The 17,439-nt window shown below is 61.3% G+C and carries 20 protein-coding genes and 1 pseudogene; 15 read left to right on the top strand and 6 right to left on the bottom strand.

Annotated features, from left to right (window positions below; all coding sequences use genetic code 11):
• Positions 1-59 precede the first annotated feature (59 nt).
• The 9 genes and pseudogenes from acs to NL528_RS47195 all read left to right on the top strand — a co-directional run bounded on the left by acs (position 60) and on the right by NL528_RS47195 (position 7,776).
• Entirely contained in the window at positions 60-2,009 is a 1,950-nt protein-coding gene (gene acs, locus NL528_RS24150) for an acetate--CoA ligase (protein WP_375144072.1), read from the top strand.
• A 26-nt stretch (positions 2,010-2,035) separates the two neighbouring features.
• A pseudogene (locus tag NL528_RS24155) lies at positions 2,036-2,528 on the top strand (adenylate kinase family protein).
• 57 nt (positions 2,529-2,585) lie between these two features.
• Entirely contained in the window at positions 2,586-2,900 is a 315-nt protein-coding gene (locus tag NL528_RS24160; RefSeq protein ID WP_309176951.1) for a hypothetical protein, read from the top strand.
• A gap of 62 nt (positions 2,901-2,962) precedes the next feature.
• Positions 2,963-3,346 (top strand): cytochrome c family protein, encoded by a 384-nt coding sequence (locus NL528_RS24165; protein WP_309176952.1) that lies wholly within the window; start codon positions 2,963-2,965, stop codon positions 3,344-3,346.
• 690 nt (positions 3,347-4,036) lie between these two features.
• The gene (locus NL528_RS24170; protein WP_309176953.1) at positions 4,037-4,432 is read left to right on the top strand and encodes a GFA family protein; all 396 of its coding nucleotides are present in this window, start codon (positions 4,037-4,039) and stop codon (positions 4,430-4,432) included.
• Positions 4,433-4,762: 330 nt separating this feature from the next.
• Entirely contained in the window at positions 4,763-6,430 is a 1,668-nt protein-coding gene (locus tag NL528_RS24175; protein ID WP_309185024.1) for an adenylate/guanylate cyclase domain-containing protein, read from the top strand.
• Entirely contained in the window at positions 6,373-6,888 is a 516-nt protein-coding gene (locus NL528_RS24180) for an NrsF family protein (RefSeq protein ID WP_309176954.1), read from the top strand. The genes NL528_RS24175 and NL528_RS24180 overlap by 58 nt, the downstream gene beginning before the upstream one ends.
• An 18-nt stretch (positions 6,889-6,906) precedes the next feature.
• Positions 6,907-7,479, top strand: coding sequence for a peroxidase-related enzyme (locus NL528_RS24185; RefSeq protein ID WP_309176955.1), 573 nt, complete (start codon positions 6,907-6,909; stop codon positions 7,477-7,479).
• A gap of 96 nt (positions 7,480-7,575) precedes the next feature.
• On the top strand, positions 7,576-7,776 hold the full coding sequence (locus tag NL528_RS47195; RefSeq protein WP_375144073.1) for a DUF427 domain-containing protein: 201 nt from the start codon (positions 7,576-7,578) through the stop codon (positions 7,774-7,776).
• On the opposite strand, the gene NL528_RS24190 is transcribed toward NL528_RS47195, so the two are convergent.
• From NL528_RS24190 to NL528_RS24200, 3 genes are all read right to left on the bottom strand, one after another.
• Positions 7,760-8,596, bottom strand: coding sequence for a methyltransferase domain-containing protein (locus NL528_RS24190; RefSeq protein WP_309176956.1), 837 nt, complete (start codon positions 8,594-8,596; stop codon positions 7,760-7,762). The two genes, NL528_RS47195 and NL528_RS24190, sit on opposite strands and share 17 nt — an antisense overlap.
• Positions 8,593-9,927: a radical SAM protein gene (locus NL528_RS24195; RefSeq protein WP_309176957.1), complete on the bottom strand. Its 1,335-nt coding sequence runs from the start codon at positions 9,925-9,927 to the stop codon at positions 8,593-8,595. Before NL528_RS24195 ends, NL528_RS24190 begins: the two co-directional genes overlap by 4 nt.
• A gap of 220 nt (positions 9,928-10,147) precedes the next feature.
• On the bottom strand, positions 10,148-10,543 hold the full coding sequence (locus NL528_RS24200; protein ID WP_309176958.1) for a vitamin K epoxide reductase family protein: 396 nt from the start codon (positions 10,541-10,543) through the stop codon (positions 10,148-10,150).
• Positions 10,544-10,774: 231 nt separating this feature from the next.
• Here NL528_RS24200 and NL528_RS24205 point away from each other — a divergent pair, with 231 nt between their 5' ends.
• Positions 10,775-11,131: an integrase core domain-containing protein gene (locus NL528_RS24205; protein WP_309176959.1), complete on the top strand. Its 357-nt coding sequence runs from the start codon at positions 10,775-10,777 to the stop codon at positions 11,129-11,131.
• Here the strand turns inward: NL528_RS24205 and NL528_RS47200 are convergent.
• Complete coding sequence (locus NL528_RS47200) at positions 11,128-11,250, bottom strand: type ISP restriction/modification enzyme (RefSeq protein ID WP_375144074.1); 123 nt, start codon at positions 11,248-11,250, stop codon at positions 11,128-11,130. The two genes, NL528_RS24205 and NL528_RS47200, sit on opposite strands and share 4 nt — an antisense overlap.
• A 123-nt stretch (positions 11,251-11,373) precedes the next feature.
• On the opposite strand from NL528_RS47200, the gene NL528_RS24210 reads away from it, so the two are divergent.
• From NL528_RS24210 to NL528_RS24230, 5 genes are all read left to right on the top strand, one after another.
• A complete protein-coding gene (locus NL528_RS24210) occupies positions 11,374-12,681 on the top strand; it encodes an NAD(P)/FAD-dependent oxidoreductase (protein WP_309176960.1) in 1,308 nt (435 codons plus the stop codon).
• Between the two features lie 232 nt (positions 12,682-12,913).
• Entirely contained in the window at positions 12,914-13,072 is a 159-nt protein-coding gene (locus NL528_RS24215; protein WP_309176961.1) for a thioredoxin family protein, read from the top strand.
• A 60-nt stretch (positions 13,073-13,132) separates the two neighbouring features.
• Positions 13,133-13,285: a thioredoxin family protein gene (locus NL528_RS24220; RefSeq protein ID WP_309185025.1), complete on the top strand. Its 153-nt coding sequence runs from the start codon at positions 13,133-13,135 to the stop codon at positions 13,283-13,285.
• Between the two features lie 11 nt (positions 13,286-13,296).
• The gene (locus NL528_RS24225; protein WP_309176962.1) at positions 13,297-14,016 is read left to right on the top strand and encodes a cytochrome c biogenesis CcdA family protein; all 720 of its coding nucleotides are present in this window, start codon (positions 13,297-13,299) and stop codon (positions 14,014-14,016) included.
• A gap of 295 nt (positions 14,017-14,311) precedes the next feature.
• Positions 14,312-15,346, top strand: coding sequence for a radical SAM protein (locus NL528_RS24230; protein WP_309176963.1), 1,035 nt, complete (start codon positions 14,312-14,314; stop codon positions 15,344-15,346).
• A gap of 9 nt (positions 15,347-15,355) precedes the next feature.
• On the opposite strand, the gene NL528_RS24235 is transcribed toward NL528_RS24230, so the two are convergent.
• Positions 15,356-16,201, bottom strand: a complete 846-nt coding sequence (locus NL528_RS24235; RefSeq protein WP_309176964.1) for a phosphate/phosphite/phosphonate ABC transporter substrate-binding protein — start codon at positions 16,199-16,201, stop codon at positions 15,356-15,358.
• Positions 16,202-16,216: 15 nt separating this feature from the next.
• A complete protein-coding gene (locus NL528_RS24240; protein WP_309176965.1) occupies positions 16,217-17,362 on the bottom strand; it encodes an acyl-CoA dehydrogenase family protein in 1,146 nt (381 codons plus the stop codon).
• Positions 17,363-17,439: the final 77 nt, after the last annotated feature.

Raw genomic sequence — 17,439 nt, forward strand, 5'->3', positions numbered from 1 at the left:
GCCGCTCCGTTGGCGTTGGTTTGATAGGAGCGTCTCGAGGTGGGAAGGAGGGGTATCCGATGAGCACTCTAGTGAGCTTGGAAGAGTTTGCCTACGCAGTGCCGGTGGGTTGGGTGGAGCGGGCTTACGTGGATGCGCCAGAGTACCACGAAATGTATACCTTCTCCACTTCTGCTCCGGATGAATTCTGGGACTATCACGGCAGGCGAATTGAGTGGATCAAGCCTTACTCGAAGGTAAAGAATACCTGTTTCGATCCCGGCAAGGTCTCGATCAAATGGTTTGAGGACGGAACCACCAACGTATCGATTAACTGCATCGACCGGCATCTTGCCAATCGTGCCGACCAGACCGCGATCATATGGGAAGGGGACAATCCGAGCGAATCGAAGCGCATCACCTACCGACAGCTGCACCAGCACGTCTGCCGTCTCGCAAATGTACTGAAGAGCCACGGTGTCGCGAACGGCGATACGGTCACGATCTATCTGCCCATGATCCCGGAGGCCGCCTATGCCATGCTGGCCTGCGCCCGCATCGGAGCCGTGCATTCCATCGTGTTCGGAGGTTTTTCACCAGACGCGCTCGCCGGACGTATCGAGGGGTGCAATTCGAAAGTCGTGATAACGGCGGACGAGGGTCTGCGCGGTGGGCGCAAGGTCCCATTGAAGGCCAATGCCGACGCGGCAGTAAAGAAAGCACCGGACATCGTGCAAACGATGATCGTCGTCAAGCGCACCGGCGGTCCAGTTGATTGGGTCAATGGCCGCGACGTCTGGTACGAGGACGCGGTGGCGAATGCGCCAACCGATTGCAAGCCTGCCGAGATGAACGCCGAGGCCCCTCTGTTCATCCTCTACACGTCGGGATCAACAGGTGCGCCGAAAGGCGTCGTCCACACGACAGGGGGATACCTCGTTTACGCGTCGATGACGCATCAATACGTGTTCGATTGCCACGATGGCGACGTCTACTGGTGCACGGCCGATGTCGGCTGGGTTACCGGCCACAGCTACATCGTCTACGGACCGCTCGCCAATGGCGCGACCACGCTGATGTTCGAGGGGATCCCTAACTACCCATCGATGTCGCGGTTTTGGGAGGTGATCGACAAGTACAAGGTCAACATCTTCTACACTGCGCCGACTGCGATACGCTCTTTGATGGCGGCGGGCGAGGAGCCGGTCAAACGGACTAGCCGCACCTCGCTGCGCCTGCTTGGATCCGTGGGCGAACCGATCAATCCGGAAGCGTGGGAGTGGTACCACCGCGTGGTCGGGGATCGGCGCTGCCCGATCGTCGACACCTGGTGGCAAACCGAAACTGGCGGCGTCATGATTACGCCGCTGCCTGGCGCTACCGCGTTGAAGCCAGGTTCTGCCGCGCTTCCGTTCTTCGGTGTCCGGCCGGAGGTCGTGGATGCCAGCGGCGCGGTGTTGGACGGCGCCTGCGAAGGAAACCTGGTCATCGCCGATTCCTGGCCGGGCCAAATGCGCACGGTCTTTGGCGATCATGAACGTTTCATGCAGACTTATTTTTCGACCTTTCCGGGCAAGTACTTCACCGGAGATGGCTGTCGGCGCGACAGCGATGGCTACTACTGGATCACCGGGCGCGTCGACGATGTCATCAACGTCTCCGGCCACCGGATGGGAACGGCCGAGGTGGAGAGTGCGCTCGTGGCGCACAAGGACGTCTCCGAAGCCGCTGTCGTCGGCTTTCCACACGAGATCAAGGGACAGGGCATCTACGCCTACGTGACCTTGATGACGGGTAGGGAGCCATCCGCGGAGTTGCGCAAGGAACTCGTCGCGTGGGTGCGCAAGGAAATCGGCCCGATTGCCGCCCCCGACGTCATCCAGTTCGCGCCTGGATTACCGAAGACCCGTTCCGGAAAGATCATGCGCCGTATCCTGCGCAAGATCGCGGAGAATGAATTTGGTGCGCTTGGTGATACGTCGACGCTCGCCGATCCGGCGGTGGTCGATGATTTGATCAAGAATCGGTAGGGCTGCTTGCATAGGGGAGCATCGTGATGAGACTGGTTCTGTTGGGGCCGCCGGGCGCGGGAAAAGGCACACAGGCGACGAGAATTGCCAAACGTTTCGCCGTTCCGCAACTATCGACCGGGGACATGCTGCGCGAAGCAGTGGCCTCAGGCTCGGCCCTCGGAACGCATGTCAAAGATATCATGGAGCGCGGGGATCTCGTGCCTGATGATGTCATCACTGCGGTTGTTGCCGATCGAATGGACCATTCCGACGCGGCCAACGGCTTTGTCCTCGATGGGTTTCCCCGGACCGTGGCGCAAGCGCAGGCTCTTGATAGGGAACTGGCAGCAAGGAAAATCGGGCTCAACGCAGTCCTTGAACTGGAGGTCGAAGACCCGGCTGAAAGCATACCGCGCGCAAACCGCTCCCGTCACCGAATACTACCGGTCGCAAGGTTTGCTCCATATTGTCGACGGGTTGCAGCCGATTGACGTCGTGACCGAAGAACTCGCGGAGGTACTCTTAGCGCTCACCTGACATTGGAGTAGCAGTGATAACCATGCCTCGCATGGTTCGGGCTGCACCGGAAATCCGGTGCAGGATCTTCGCGCGAATTTGCAGCAACAGGAGATGCTAATGTTCGGACCGTGGATCACAGTTTCACTACTGGCGCTGGAATCGAGTGAGGTGATTGGTCTCCGTGTTGCGAAACTAGCGCGCGGAGGTCTCGATGCAGAGAACGAAGCTCATCTGCTGGTGAACGAAAAGGTTGTCGCGGTATTTGATACCAGCATGAGGCTCGTGTGCGGCGCGACCACCAGCGATTTGATCGATAGGTTCCGCGAGCAGGTCGCGGCGAACGTCCTGCGTCTTTCAACCGAACGTCAGCCGGCGCTTGGCCACGAGTGAACTGAGCAAAGACTAATCGTGAAGTTTTAGTCATTCAGGCAGATCCAGGAGAGGAGAATGAAATGCGAGCAGTGATTTTCGTCGCTGTCCTGGCGACTATCGCCGCAGGTAAAGCGAGAGCGCAGGACGCCGCCGCCGGCGAGAAGGTCTTTGGCATGTGCAAGGCTTGCCACCAGATTGGCGAGAACGCGAAGAGCGCGGTTGGGCCCGTCCTCAACGGCGTCATCGGCCGCAAGGCCGGCAGTGTCGCCGGCTATTCATATTCCGATGCCAACAAAGATTCGGGGATTACCTGGGATGAAGCGACGTTCCGGGAATATATCAGGGATCCAAAAGCGAAGGTTCCGGGCACGAAGATGATCTACGCTGGTCTGAAGGACGAGCAAAAGACCAATGATCTTGTCGCATTTCTCAGGCAGTTCGATGCTGATGGGAAGAAGAGATAGGCTCGTCCGGCCGGCAAGGACCGAAGGGATGGAGGTGAAGATGATGCGTGGCGGGAGGATGTTTCAGCAAGCCTGAAATGGCATCTGGCTATCGATACAATCTTTACGGAATCTCGTGTAGAATCGGCTCTTTGTGTGCACTGACAATGCGAAAGCGGCAATTTTCGCTTCTAATCGCGCTGGATATGGATCAAAGAATATCTAGTGACAGCCAACGAGAGCGGTGTTCTATAAGCTCATTGGTGCCGGCGGTGGATGTCTCCGAGAGGGTTTGACCTCGTTCGCAAGGCGGATATTGACGAGACCAATCTAAGCCTATGCCGAGTCCGTACTTTCGGAATGAGCGCTTATCGAACGGCCGCTGTTGGCGCAAAGCGGCCGTTTCCTCCAGATAGCAGGACGAGGACGAATGGGTCTGTCGTCGGCAGAGACGGTCGTCATTCCAGGCCAGAGTGTTCGATGAGCTAGATAGATACCCCGCGTAGAACGCCGGGACTCGTCTGGTTACCTTTGAGCACGTGGGTGCGTGCGGCCCGTGCTTTCAGCTATGAAGCCCCGAGGCGCGATAGCAAGCCAACGCTCTTGGAGATCCAGTCCGAACTCAAGGTGGCCTACAGGACCGTGCTGCGGATGCGGGATATCCTCAAGCGGGCAGCGCGCAAGTACAGGTTTAGGCAGTCAGGAGCGCCAATGTTGGCGTGGCCGATGGTCCCGAAGGCCGCCGTGTCCATCCAAGGTGAACCAAAAGTCTATTCGTCTTCCGCGAGCCGCAAGCGCTCATTCTGTCCGACGTGCGGCACGGGCTTGTTCTTTACGAACGCACCTCTCGACCAAATGGGTATGATGCAGGTCAGGATTGCCGCGCTCGACGATCCGAACGCTATTAAGCCTAAGGTCCAGGTGCAGATTGCCGAGCGTGTCGGGTGGATGGCATCCTTGCACGGCTTTGCCTTTGGTTTGTTGCAGGAGGTTAATGGCGTAGCTCTTCTTTTCGCCGTTACTTCAGAGCAAGCAGCACATTTCCAACGATCGACTACCACGATGAGAAGCGGTTGTTCCTCGCTCCTTGAGCTTTGGCACGTTTAAGACATGCCGACTGACGCCGGCAATGTCTGCTTTCTGGGCTATTTCGGAAGTCCCGTTTCAGGCTCGTCAGGACCGGTTTTGACCCAACTCGGACCTCCCGAGTTTGACGCATGGCTGCCGCCCGGTGCGCTGGCCACAGGCAAAGGCTCCCGCAATTGCCGCCCACAGGCCCGCAGCAAAGTGCTAGGCTGAGCATCCCCACGGAGCCTGCCCAAAAGTGGCGGTAGCTGGGTGGCAGGCACCTGCGGTCAGGTCCTTTAGAGGGTGTTGTGACCGAGCAGCGGATTAGCGGCAATCTTGGCCGCCGACGTAGTCGGTTATTCCGCGCTCATGCAACGCGCTGAGGAAGCCACTTACGCTGAGTTCGAGCGGCTCAAGCGAGAATTGATCGAGCCTAGTCTCTCCCGCCACGAAGGGCGGCTGATCAAGACCACGGGTGACGGCGCGTTGGCCGAGTTCGCAAGTCCGTCGGCTGCGGTGCGATGCGCGGTGGAGATACAGGAAAGCATCGCGTCAGGCCGAAGCTCCCTTAAGCTACGCATGGGGGTCAATCTCGGGGAGGTTATCGTCGCAGCTGACGGCGATCTTTTTGGTGACGGGATCAACATCGCTGTCCGGCTAGAGGGGGTCGCCGATCCCGGCGGCATCCTGATTTCCGAAAAGGTGTACAGCGAGGTCGAGGGCAAGCTGGACGTTGGCTTCGAGGACCGGGGCGAACAGCAGCTCAAGAACATTGCCAAGCCGGTCCGCGCTTTTGCTGTACGCGCGAAATCGTTTAGCGCGCTGAGCGATAGGCCGAGTGCCGCCCCGCCACTCCCGGACAAGCCATCCATCGCGGTGCTGCCGTTCCAGAACATGAGCGGCGACCCGGAGCAGGAATATTTCGCCGACGGAATGGTAGAGGAGATCATCACGGCACTCAGCCCTATCCGCTGGCTCTTCGTGATCGCTCGCAATTCGAGCTTCACCTATAAGGGCCACGCGGTGGACGTCAAGCAAGCCGGTCGCGAGCTCGGGGTGCGCTATGTGCTGGAGGGCTCGGTCCGCAAGGCTGGGAACCGCATGCGCATTACCGGGCAGTTGATCGATGCAATCAGCGGCGCTCACCTTTGGGCCGACCACTTCGACGGTACACTCGAAGATGTGTTTGAGCTTCAGGACAGGGTCGCGGTCAGCGTCGCCGGGATCATCGAGCCGGCCCTGCAAGGCGCGGAGATGCGCTGGTCCGCCCAACAACGGCCGACCGACGATCTCACTGCCTACGACCTCTACCTGCGCGCGCTTGCACCGATCCGATCCGGAGAGGTGAGCCGGGAGAGTTATGTCAAGGCGCTCGATCTGCTCAACCAGGCCATCAAGCGCGACTCGTGTTACGCGCCAGCCCTCGCTCTGGCGGGAAGTTGCCGCTCCTCGCTCGATGTCGCCGGATGGGTCGACGATGCCAGCGCGAACCGCGACGAGGCATTGCGACTAACGCGTCGGGCGCTTGCGGCCGCCCGTGATGACCCTAATGTGCTCGCTAACGGCGCTTACGTTCTGGCTTACTTCGGCGAAGACATTGTAGCCTCCATCGCGTTGATCGACCGTTCACTCGAGCTGAACCCGAGCTTCGCGGTTGGTTGGTGGCGCAGCGGGTGGCTCAGATTGTGGGTCGGCCAGCTCGATCGCGCGATCGAGGATTTCGAGACCGGGTTGAGATTAAGTCCGCGTGTTCGCATGCACGACCCTTTCCTGGGGATTGGAGTCGGCCGATTTTTCGCCCGGCACCTTGATGAAGCCAGGACGATGCTGCTTCGCTCACTGCAGGAGAATCCCAACTGGGTGCCTACGTATCGATTTCTTGCATCGTGTTATGCCCAAATGGGTCGCCTCGACGAAGCAAGAGAGATCATCGAGCGACTACGGACGCTCACGGACGTCGTCGTGCCGCGCGCCACGCATTGGCGCATCGCCTGCGCGATCCGGCGTTCGCCGCCGGCATGGCCGGGGCCGCCTTGACGGGCGTGCTTGCGGCCGTCGCGGCATTCCTCGTCAGTCTTCCGGACCGCTCGCGGCTGTGGCTGATCCTTCCCGCGCCCGCCGCGGCGATATGGCTGTCGAACATCGGCTACCAGTGCCTCACGCAGTGGATATCGATGGGGCCGAACGGGGTGAGTCTCGGCGAGGCGACCCGTTGCCTTGCGACCTTGGTTCTGACGAGCCTGCCGTTGTCGCTCGCCATGCTGGTGATGCTGCGTTACGCCGCGCCCCTGCGTCCGACGGCAGTGACGTTCATGGGCAGTCTGTCGGTCGCAGCGATTACCGCGACGGCCCTCTCGCTCTTCCACGCCGGCGATGCGACCTTGATGATCATCATGTTCAATATCCGAACGGCGGCCATGTTCGTCGGCCTCGGCAGCCTGTTCGGTCGTCGCATGTTCGAGTGGATCGCGCCGCGCCCGGACATCAGGGGTTAGGCTCGGAAAGGACCGCGCATGGCTCACCTTCCGTCGTTGCCGGACAACGCGACGCTGCTCGACGTCTTCAAGATGTTTCCGGAGACGAACCGTCCGCTGCTCGAATTCCACGAAGCGCTGCTGCGCGGCCCGTCGCCGTTCACCGACGCCGAACGCGAGCTGATCGCCGCCTACGTGTCGGGTCTGAACGGCTGTCGGTACTGCCACGGCGTACACACCGCGACCGCCGAGCGTCTTGGCGTTCCGCAAGGATCGGTCGCCGCGCTGCTGGCCGGCGATGCGAAGGCCGACATACCTGTGAAGATGCGGCCGGTGCTGGAGCTCGCCGCGAAGCTGACCGAGCGCGCCGACGGCCTGACCAAGTCCGACGTCGATGCGGTCTTCGCTGCGGGATGGGACGGCCAAGCGTACTACCACCTCGTCGCGACCGTGGCGCTCTTCAACTATATGAACCGACTTGTCGAAGGCCTCGGCATCGAACTCGATCAGGCCTACGTGGGCGTCGCCGCGCGGCGCCTCGCCGACCGCGGATATCGCCCGCTGATCGACATGATCGCGCAGCCCGGCCCGGGCCGGCCGAAAAGCGGGTGAGGATAAGCGAAATGACCAAAGCGATCTGGAACGACGTCGTGATCGCGGAATGCGCGCAGACCGAAGTGGTCGAGGCAATCACTATTTCCCTCCGGAATCTCTGTCTCGGGAGCACTTCCGCGAGAGCCCCACCACCAGCGTGTGCCCATGGAAGGGCATGGCGAAATACAATACGCAGTAACAGTGGGAGATCGCGAGAACGTCGACGCCGCGTGGTACTATCCGAACCCGAGACCGGCGGCCGCTAACATCGCCGCAAGGTGGCCTTTTGGAAGGGCGTTCAAGCTCTTGCCTTGAGGTCGCTGGCGCGCGGGCCGGCATCCTTTGCGGCCGTCACGATCGCGTAGCCGAGAACGCCGGACCTCGCCGCGGCGAGGGCGTGCCGGACGATGTCCTTGACGGTCGCGAGATCGATGCCCGGCAGTTCGACCTTTTTCAAGCCGACCATGATCTTCGTCGCGAACAGCCGCGAACGGATCGCCTCCACGAAATCGACCAGAGCGCTGTCGTGCTCCTCCACGGCGCCAACGGCTAGACCGGCGCCGTCGAGCAGCGCGCAATATTCGTCGAGCGTCCGCGCGTCCGCGACGCACGCGATCCAGGCAGCCACACCTTCGAGCTCGCGGGGTAGGGGGCCGCTGCGGGTAAGGTCGCTGATGCCGACCCGTCCACCGGATTTCAGCACTCGAGCGAATTCGTCGGCCGCCGTCGGCTTGTCCGGGAACGTACACAGCGCACACTCGCAGACGACGGCGTCGAACGCTCCGTCGGCAAACGGCAATCTCTCGGCGTCACCGCAGTAGAATGTGACCTTGTCCGAGAGTCCACGCATTCTCGCCTCGTTCGTCGCCGCCTCCACGTTCCGCCATCCGTAGTCGAGGCCGACGACCTCGCAGCCGAAACGGCCGGCGAGCACCAGCGCGCCGTCGCCGCGTCCGGACGCGACGTCGAGGACGCGGGTGTCCGGCCCCAGATTCAGGATCCGCCCCAGCCGCTCGGTCAGTTGCGCGCCGCCGGGGTGCAGCGCGTCGCCGACCAGGACCCGGACGGCGTCGTGGTCGTAGGCCGCCGCGCAGCACTGCTTGAGGGTCTCCGGCGAGGCCACGAAATCGATCATCGCGCGCGCTTGTCGCCGAAGTCGAAGACGATAGGCTTCGGCTCATAGGGCCGCCCCTCCTTCCGCGCCCGGCGGCGTTCCGGCTCCATCGCGTTGAGTTGCGCGCGCGCCTGCTCGCGGTAGCCGACGGAGTTGAACGCGCAGAACGGAATCTGCTTGCCGCCCGGTAACAGGAACTCCTTGCAGCACTTCATGAGGTTCTTTTGGTTGAACGTCCACGGATCCATGAAGTCCTGGAGCATGATCATGATCATGTTCTTGGCGATGCCGTTGATGGCCAGACCGTCCGGAACCTCGCAGGTCTGGCATGAAATCGCGACCCGGCGCTGCGACGCTTCGGAGCCCGCAACGGAGGACGAGGACCAGAGGCCTTCCAGGGCCGTTCTCACCTCGCGACTGAAATCCGGAACGATGCGGTTCGTGATGTAGTCGAGGTAGTCGTCCACGTCGACGATCCGCGGCAGAGGGGTCACCTTGCCGTCTTCGACGAACGCGTAGGTCACCGAATTGCAGGTCGGGAAGCAGCACGGCACCGGGACGAAGTCGGAGGCGACGAACTTGCCCGCGGTCTGGACCTCGATCAGCCGGACGATCTCCGGGATCGTCATGCGCTTCATCGGGTCGTGAGCGGAGTGCCGTCCCGCGTGAAAAGCCGGCTGGAAGGTGATGCCGCGGACGGCCGGATGCCCGATCGCGAATTCGACGATCCGGCCGATCTCATGCTCGTTGACGCCGCGCTCGATCGCCGGGACGATGGTCACGTCGAGGCCGATTTCGGCGAGGCGGTCCAGCGCGAAGAGCTTCTCTTCCAGGATGTCGGGCTCGCCGCGGATCGCGCGGTAGGTCTCCCGCTCGAAGCCATCGAACTGGAAGTAGAAGGAGGGGCGCACCTTCTCGAGTTCAGCCAGAAACTTGTCGTCACGGGCGATACGCTTGCCGTTGGTGTTCAGCATGACGAAGCGGATGTCGCGGTACGCGGCACGGACGAAGTCGATGATCCGCGGATGTATGGTCGGCTCGCCGCCGGAGAATTGGACCACCTCCGGCCGGCCTTCCGTCCGGACGTAGTCGTCCAGCATCTGCTCGACTTCCTCCATGGTGAGGCTGAAGCCAGGCGCGGCGTCCGCGAAGCAGAGAGGGCAGTCCATGTCGCACGCGCTGTTCACCTCGACGATGCCGAGGCAGGCGTGCTGTTCATGATCGGGACAGAGACCGCAATCGTGCGGACAGCCCTTGTCGCGGGACATGCCGTACGTCAGCGGGATCGTGCCGGGCTTGTTGAACCGGGCGAATGACACGTAGGCCTGCGCGTCGTCGTAGACGAGCGCCATGAACGGCCCGCAATTCGAACACCGCTTGCTCATGTAGACCTTGTTGTCGCGGAGCAGGATCTTGGCGTCGATCACCATCTTGCAGGATGGGCAGATACTGCGGGTGAGTTCGTGGAAGACGTAGTCCGAATCCGCGCGCCGACCGGAAGAGCCTCCCTCCGGAGCCTGACCACGGCGTATGCAGCAGGGCTTTTGGCATCCATGGCCGACTCCTCCGAAATCACCCGAGCTTCCAGATCGAGTAGAGTAGCACTGGGGACAATACCGCGGTCGTGAGACAGTAGAAGCAGTAGCCGCCGAAGTTCATCATGTCGCGGACGCCGAGCACGTTGGCCGCCGTCGCCACGGCGGCGAGGATGAGCAACGCGATCCAGACCCAGCGGGCTGGCGGAGCGAGCAACAAACCCAGGATCACGATATACAGGGCCGTCCCGATGTAACCGTCCGGAATGCCGAAGAGCCGCGCGAAGGGGGCGTCGGCGACGCCTGCGCATTGCTGACCGAGGAACGGACAGATGAGGCGGCCGACCAGACGGCCCTGGTACAGCCCGACGTAGAACATCGCGGCTGCGCTCGCCGCCGAGACGGCGAAGGCGATGTGGCAGAAGGAGCTCATCGTCGCAGTGACCTTTCGGTGCCTTCGATCGCCGCAGCGGCCCGACGGATCGTGCGGCATCAATAGGGACGGTTCGATCGAGCTTCGGAAAGGTTACGGTCGTCGCACCGACTTTAGTTGCGTGACGGGTCGGGCATGTGACAAAGGTAAGATGCGGGCGAAGACTGACGCCGTGTCCGCTATGGGTTCAAAGCGCGACCTAGCGTGGAGTGCAACTCCTGGCACATAGCGGTGGCCCCGCACTACCTCATCCGCGATCGCGACCGGATCTATGGGAGCGTCGTCACGCGCCGATTGCGCGCCATGGGCATCCGGGACAAGCCTACCGCACCAGCCTCGCCCTGGCAGAACGGCTTTGCCGAACGGCTGATCGGATCGATCCGGCGTGAGTGTGTGGACCACATCATTGTCCTAGGCGAGATGCATCTGCGCCGAATCCTGAAATCTTATGCGGACTATTACAACCGCGTCAGAACTCATCGGTCCTTGAACAAGGATGGACCAGTGTCTCGCCCGGTTCAGCGAACCGGTGTGATCAGTTCACACGCCATCCTGGGCGGACTTCATCACCACTACGCCCGTGTTTAGGTTTTCGGTACACACAGGAGGATGTCGTCCTTCGAGAGCGTGCGGCCCCTGCGGTCCTTCAGCCACTTCTCGCAGACTTGATAGCCTCCAATGTGGAAGTCCGGTCGTTGCCACCCCAGTCACAACCCAGTGAAGCTGTAATTTCCTAGCGCCGGCATACGAAGAGGTGAGCATGAACTCATGATTGGCACGGTGTCCGCTGGACGGTCTTGCGGGGCCATTGCCCAAGAGAGTATGCCACTATGATCACCACGGAGCTGCAAACGTCACCAAGGAAAAAGCGTGTCGTTATTGTCGGAGCCGGATTTGGAGGCCTTTCGGTCGCAAAGGCGCTGGGAAACTCGTCGTTCGATGTGACTGTTATCGACAGGCACAACTATCACCTGTTTCAACCTCTGTTGTATCAAGTTGCCACAGCGGGCCTTTCGCCTGCGGACATCGCTTCGCCCATCAGAAGCATTCTCAGCGGATACAAGAACACGCATGTCGTCTTGGCGGACGTCACCGGGATCCGCGTAGACGAAAAGACGGTGATCGCGGAGGACAGGCATATCCCTTACGACATTCTCATCGTGGCGACGGGAGCTCAACACGCCTATTTTGGTCACGATGATTGGGCCGCACACGCGCCGGGTCTCAAACGCGTAGACGATGCGACCTACTTGCGGCGTCGGATTCTGGTGGCCTTTGAACGAGCCGAGGCGGAACCCGATATCGATAAACAGCGAGGCCTTCTGAATTTCGTTGTTGTCGGCGGCGGCCCAACCGGGGTTGAAATGGCCGGCGCAATAGCCGAATTGGCTCGGAAAGCACTGGCCGCCGACTTTCGCAAGATCGATCCGCGAGACGCTCGAGTCATTCTCGTGCAGGGGCTGCCCAAAATTCTGCCTTCCTTTCCTCCCGCTCTTTCCGACCGGGCGCGTGAAGATCTCGAACGATTAGGCGTTGAAGTTCGCCTCAATCAGACAGTCACACAGTGCGATGTTAACGGCGTCGCACTTGGAAAAGAACGCATTGCTGCAGCCACAGTCGTCTGGGCGGCAGGCGTAATGGCGTCGCCGGCCGGCTCTTGGCTTGGCGTGGAAACGGATGGGGTGGGGAGGGTAAAAGTCAATCCGGATCTCTCAGTGCCCGGTCAGCCCGAAATATTTGTGATTGGCGATACATCCCATTGTGCTGGCGTCTCCGGCGCACCGTTGCCTGGTGTCGCGCCGGTCGCCAAGCAACAAGGTGAATATCTGGCAAGACTCCTAAAGGCGCGATCTCTCGGAAAGGATTATGCTCCATTTCGCTATCGTGACTTCGGCATGATGGCCACGATCGGGCGTAAGAGCGCTGTTGCGCAGCTATGGGGCGTTCACTTCGATGGCCCGCTCGCGTGGTTGTTGTGGTCTGCGGCTCACGTCTACTACCTGATCGGCTTCAGAAATCGGTTGGCGGTCATGATGAATTGGATGTGGAATTACTTCACCTTCGAGCGAGGAACCCGACTGATCACAGGCCTTTCGGGTTCGCGGGTCCAGGACATGGGAAGACCGCCACCGATGTAGCAACCGTGTGTACGCGGCGCCGGATAGGGGGTGTGGCGGCAGGTGCTTGGGCGTTGAAGGCGCCTGTTCAACGAAAAGTTACACCTGTCGCATCGTAACATCCGCTGAGGCGGTATCGTAGGACGCATCAGGAGAAATAGGCTCCTTGGTCGTAGCTGGTCGTCCATGAATGGCGTGCCGCCCGCGCTGAACTAGGTGCCGTACTGGAGGAAGAGAGATGATATCGCGGCGCATGCTCGTTCTGACTGGGATCGCGTTGGTTGCGGCTGCGCCCGCCCTGGCAAGGGACCCAGTCAAATGGGATGAGGCAGCTTTCGAGGCGGCGAAGGCGGCCGGCAAGCCGATCCTGCTGGAGATTCACGCGGTCTGGTGCCCGACCTGCAAGGCTTAGGCGCCGATTCTAGGCGAGCTGACAGGCGAGCCCAAATATGCGGATCTCCAAGTCTTCAAGATCGACTTTGACACACAAAAGGACCTCCTTCAAAAGTTGAACGTGCGCATGCAGAGCACTTTGATCGTCTACAAGCAGGGTGCCGAGGTGGGCCGCTCGGTGGGCGATACCAATCGCGCTTCGATCGCCGATCTCTTGTCGAAGACGATCTGACGTAGCCTAGCGTGACAAGCCAGATTGGATTGGCGTTCCTGGCGGGCCTGTTGTCGACCCTCTCGCCCTGTGTTCTGCCGTTGTTGCCGATTGTGCTTGGAGCGGCCGCGTCAGAGCATCGACTGGGCCCGCTTGCTCTTGCCGGCGGACTGGCTTTGTCGTTCGTCGCGATTGGCCTGTTCGTGGCAACCGTCGGTTTCGGCCTTGGGCTGAGCAGCGATCTATTCCGCGACGTCTCCGCTGCACTGATGATAGCATTCGGCGTGGGCATGATAAGCGCGCCGTTGGCTGCCCGTATCGCGGCGGTGGGTGGATTTATCGGCAATTTTCTGGACCAGAAATTCGGATCGGCTGCGCGAAGCGGAGTCGGTGGCCAATTCGGAACCGGGATTTTACTGGGCGCGGTCTGGAGTCCGTGCGTGGGGCCAACCCTGGGAGCTGCTTCGCTTCTCGCCTCGCAAGGAAAGAATCTCGCCGCGGTTGCCGCTACGATGGCCGTATTCGGGTTGGGAGCTGCAGCGCCGCTGGTCCTGCTTGGGATAGCTTCGCGGGAGGTAGCGCTCGCAGCGAAGGGGAAGCTTGTGCGGACCGCCCAAATTGGAAAGCCGCTGCTCGGCGCTGTCTTCGTCGCAATCGGGCTTTTCATCCTCACCGGTTGGGACCATCAGCTTGAAGCAGCGCTAGTGGAAGCATCGCCAAGTTGGCTCACAAACCTTACGACTCGATATTGAGAGCAGGGGCGCTGCGACAGTGTGTTGAATAATGGGCGTCCTTAATCTCATATAGCTGCTTGATATTACGCTGCTTGCTTTGGTGAGTTGCGCCAAAACAAGAATTTTAGGTCTTACATGTCCGTGACAATGGGAACGATAGCCGCGGCCCCGATCACGCCTATCCCGGGCACAGTCTAGGAGCGGCAGCAGCTCATGTCATTAGCCTGATGATGAGCGCGCGCTAGTCTAGCTCATTCAAACTTGCCGTGAGGGTCGCCTTGGATTCCCTAGTGCAAGAGCTATAGTGTAACCCATGGTGATCCAAACGCGCGTAGAGCTTGATGCCGGGAGTAAGAATTTTGCCTCGGGCCTGCTATCGGATTTGATAGCTGCGCTGCGTCGCTGTTCTAAGGGCGATCTCTTGGCCGTCACCAGCAGCGACCCAGCCCTTGGGCCTGAGCTCGAGGCGTGGTGCCGATTCACCCGGAACAGCCTGGTCGACGTGGCAGAGGAAGAGGGGCGCACCCGTTGGGTGCTCCGGCATGGCGAGGCGCCAGCGAATGTTGGCGATGATCGACCCGTCGGCTCGCGCCTGTGGCTCTATGCGAATTTCGACTGCAATTTGAACTGCGATTATTGCTGTGTGCGCTCCTCGCCCAAGGCGCCGCGCCGCGCGCTGGGTCTTGAGCGGGTGCGGCGGATCGCAAGCGAGGCGGCAGAGCTCGGCGTCAGGGAGATCTTCGTGACCGGCGGTGAGCCTTTCATGCTGCCTGACATCGGGGAGATTATCGCGGCTTGCGCCGCGGCGGCGCCGGTGACCGTTCTCACCAATGGCATGCTGTTTGCGGGGCGGCACTTGGAGACGCTGCGCGGCTTGCCGCGCGAGCGCGTCACCTTTCAGATCAGCCTCGACAGTCCGACACCGGAGCGCCATGACGAGCATCGCGGATCGGGATCATGGGATCGGGCCTGGAAGGGAATCCAGCTCGCGCGCGCCGAGGGCTTTCGCGTGCGCTTGGCGGCGACGGTGTCGAGCGATGAAGAGGCCGCGGAGTTTTCCCGCTTCCTTGACGCACGTAGCGTCAAGGAAGAGGACCGGGTGGTTCGGCGGATTGCTCTGCGCGGCACCGCAACTGAGGGTGTCGCCTTGGCGCGGGTGGATTTGGTTCCCGAGGTGACGATCACCGCCGAGGGTGTTTTCTGGCACCCGGTTGGGGCGGAGGATAATGATCTCCTGGTCAGCCCCGACATCTTTCCGCTTGCCGAATCCTTCGCCGCCGTGCGGCGCGCCTTCGACCGCGAGCACGAGCACCAGCACCGGCTTGCACAGATCTTTAATTGCGCCTGACGCCTCAGGCTATACCGCAGGCCGCTTCAAAAAGCCCTGTTGCGATGACGCGTCCCGCAAACTGGAATAAGCCTCGAGCTGCGGCGCGACCCATTGCCGCAAGCCTTCCGCCTCGAGCACGGGACGATGGACCGGGTTATCAAAGCTCATGGCGAACAGCGCGTTGGCGAACGCCTGCTCGAGGGTAGGATCAAGATCGGAGCGCGCCGTGAACATGCAGTGATTGAACGGCGGCGAGGACCATATCTCTGTGAGCGCGCCGTCTGGCACCAGGCGCTCGCCGCGCACCGTGTTCCAGAACGGGCTGCCAACGGCGCCGGCATCGGCGCGGCCATCGAGGACAGCACGAACCACGTCGGATTCGCTTGTGCCGGTGTCGCCGTGCTTGCCGAGGTCGGTGTTGAAGCGCAGTGACTTGTAGTCCTTCGCCTCGGTCAGTCCCTCGCGCTCGAGGAAATGAACCGGCAGGATCGCCGCATGTCCGCTATCTCGGCTGCCGAGTGCTAGCGTGCGGCCTTTGAGATCGGCAAGTTTCGCCACCGGCCCGCCGGTGACCGCGACGATCTTGGTCATCCAGCCCAAGTCCGTATCGCGCATTGCGATCGGCCGGCACTTCTTGTTGCTCCAGGCATCGGCTTGGATGAAAGCGAGGTTGGTATTCCAGCCGATGTCGATGCGCGGCAGCGCGTCACCGGGCTCGGCGAGGAGAGCAGCGACCTGTGCCTCATAGCTTTGGAACAGCACGACCTCGACGGGCACATGCGCTTCCTCGTGGAAATATCGCCGCATACCCTCCCAGATGCTGACTACTTTCGGATCGTAAGCGACGGCACCGACCCAGATCGTCCGGCTCATGATTGCTCCTCTCACTCAGAACAGCGGAATGCCGAGCACGGCCTTACCAATGAACTCGCGTAAGACGTCGCCGGTCGGCGCCATCACCGCGCCGGCATGCGCATCGCGGAATAGGCGCTCGATCGCCATGTGTTTTGAGAATGCAGCGCCTCCGCACACCCGCATCGCCGTAGAGGTGACGGCGATCGCCACCTCTCCGGCGGCCGCCTTGCTCTCGAGCACGCGCAGCACGGTTGTTTCCCGCGGACGCTCAAGATGATCGACGAGATCGTCGATCCGCGCGGCAAGCCCGTCGGTGTCGATCTGCATCGTTGCAAGCTGGCCGCGAAGCGTCGGCAGGCTCTCCCCGAGTGTTGCGCCCAGATGCTCGAATCGCGCGGCTTTCAAGTGTGCCGCAGTTCCTGCAACTGCCGCCCGGCTGAGCCCGAGCGCAACCGCGGATGTTCCGAGGTTGAACAGCGGAAGTACGATCTCAAGCATCGCCTTGAAGCCGGCACCATCGTCGGTCAATTGAAAACCGGGCTCCACCTCGCAATCTTCGAGGTCCATTGGGGCGGAGGCGTTGGCGCGCATGCCAAGACCGTCCCAGGGACCGGCGACCGACAATCCGGGTTTGTTGCTCGCGACAAGATAAAGGGTCGAATCTGTCGGCCCCTTTCCGTCGGGCGCGAGCGCGGAGACGACATAGCTTTGGGCGTGGCCGGCACTCGTCACCCAGGACTTCCTGGCGGTGATGCGCACATCGGCGCCGTTGCGTTTGCCGCGCGAGACCGGAGCCCAGAAGTGGCTGCGCGATCCGGCTTCGCTGAAGGCCAGCGTGGTGAGATGCCGGCCGGCCGCGATGTCCTTGAGCGTCTCCGCGGTGGTTGCGCCTGCGCGCGCCGACGCGATCGTTGCGGTAGCGCACATATGCATCAAATAGACCATCGCGGCGGATGCGTCGGCTTCCGCAAAGGTCGCGATGACGGCCGCGAGCGTCCGTGGTCCAAGGCCTGAGCCGCCCATCTCAGTGGGCAGCGTGATCGCGAGCAACCCGGCGGAGCCGAGCGCAGCGATGGCTTCGGAGGAAAATCGTGCCTCCTTGTCGTTTTGCCTAGCTGCCGGTGCGAGAATGTGATCGGCGATGTCTTCGGCTTTTGAAACTGCGATCTCGTGATCCATGACGGCTCTCAATATCGGCGTTGGGAATTTCAAAACCGGCGTTTTGTCCCGTTGATGCTAGGCGATCTCCGTCAGTG

Source organism: Bradyrhizobium sp. Ash2021 (assembly GCF_031202265.1).
In the GTDB taxonomy this organism is placed as follows: Bacteria; Pseudomonadota; Alphaproteobacteria; order Rhizobiales; family Xanthobacteraceae; genus Bradyrhizobium.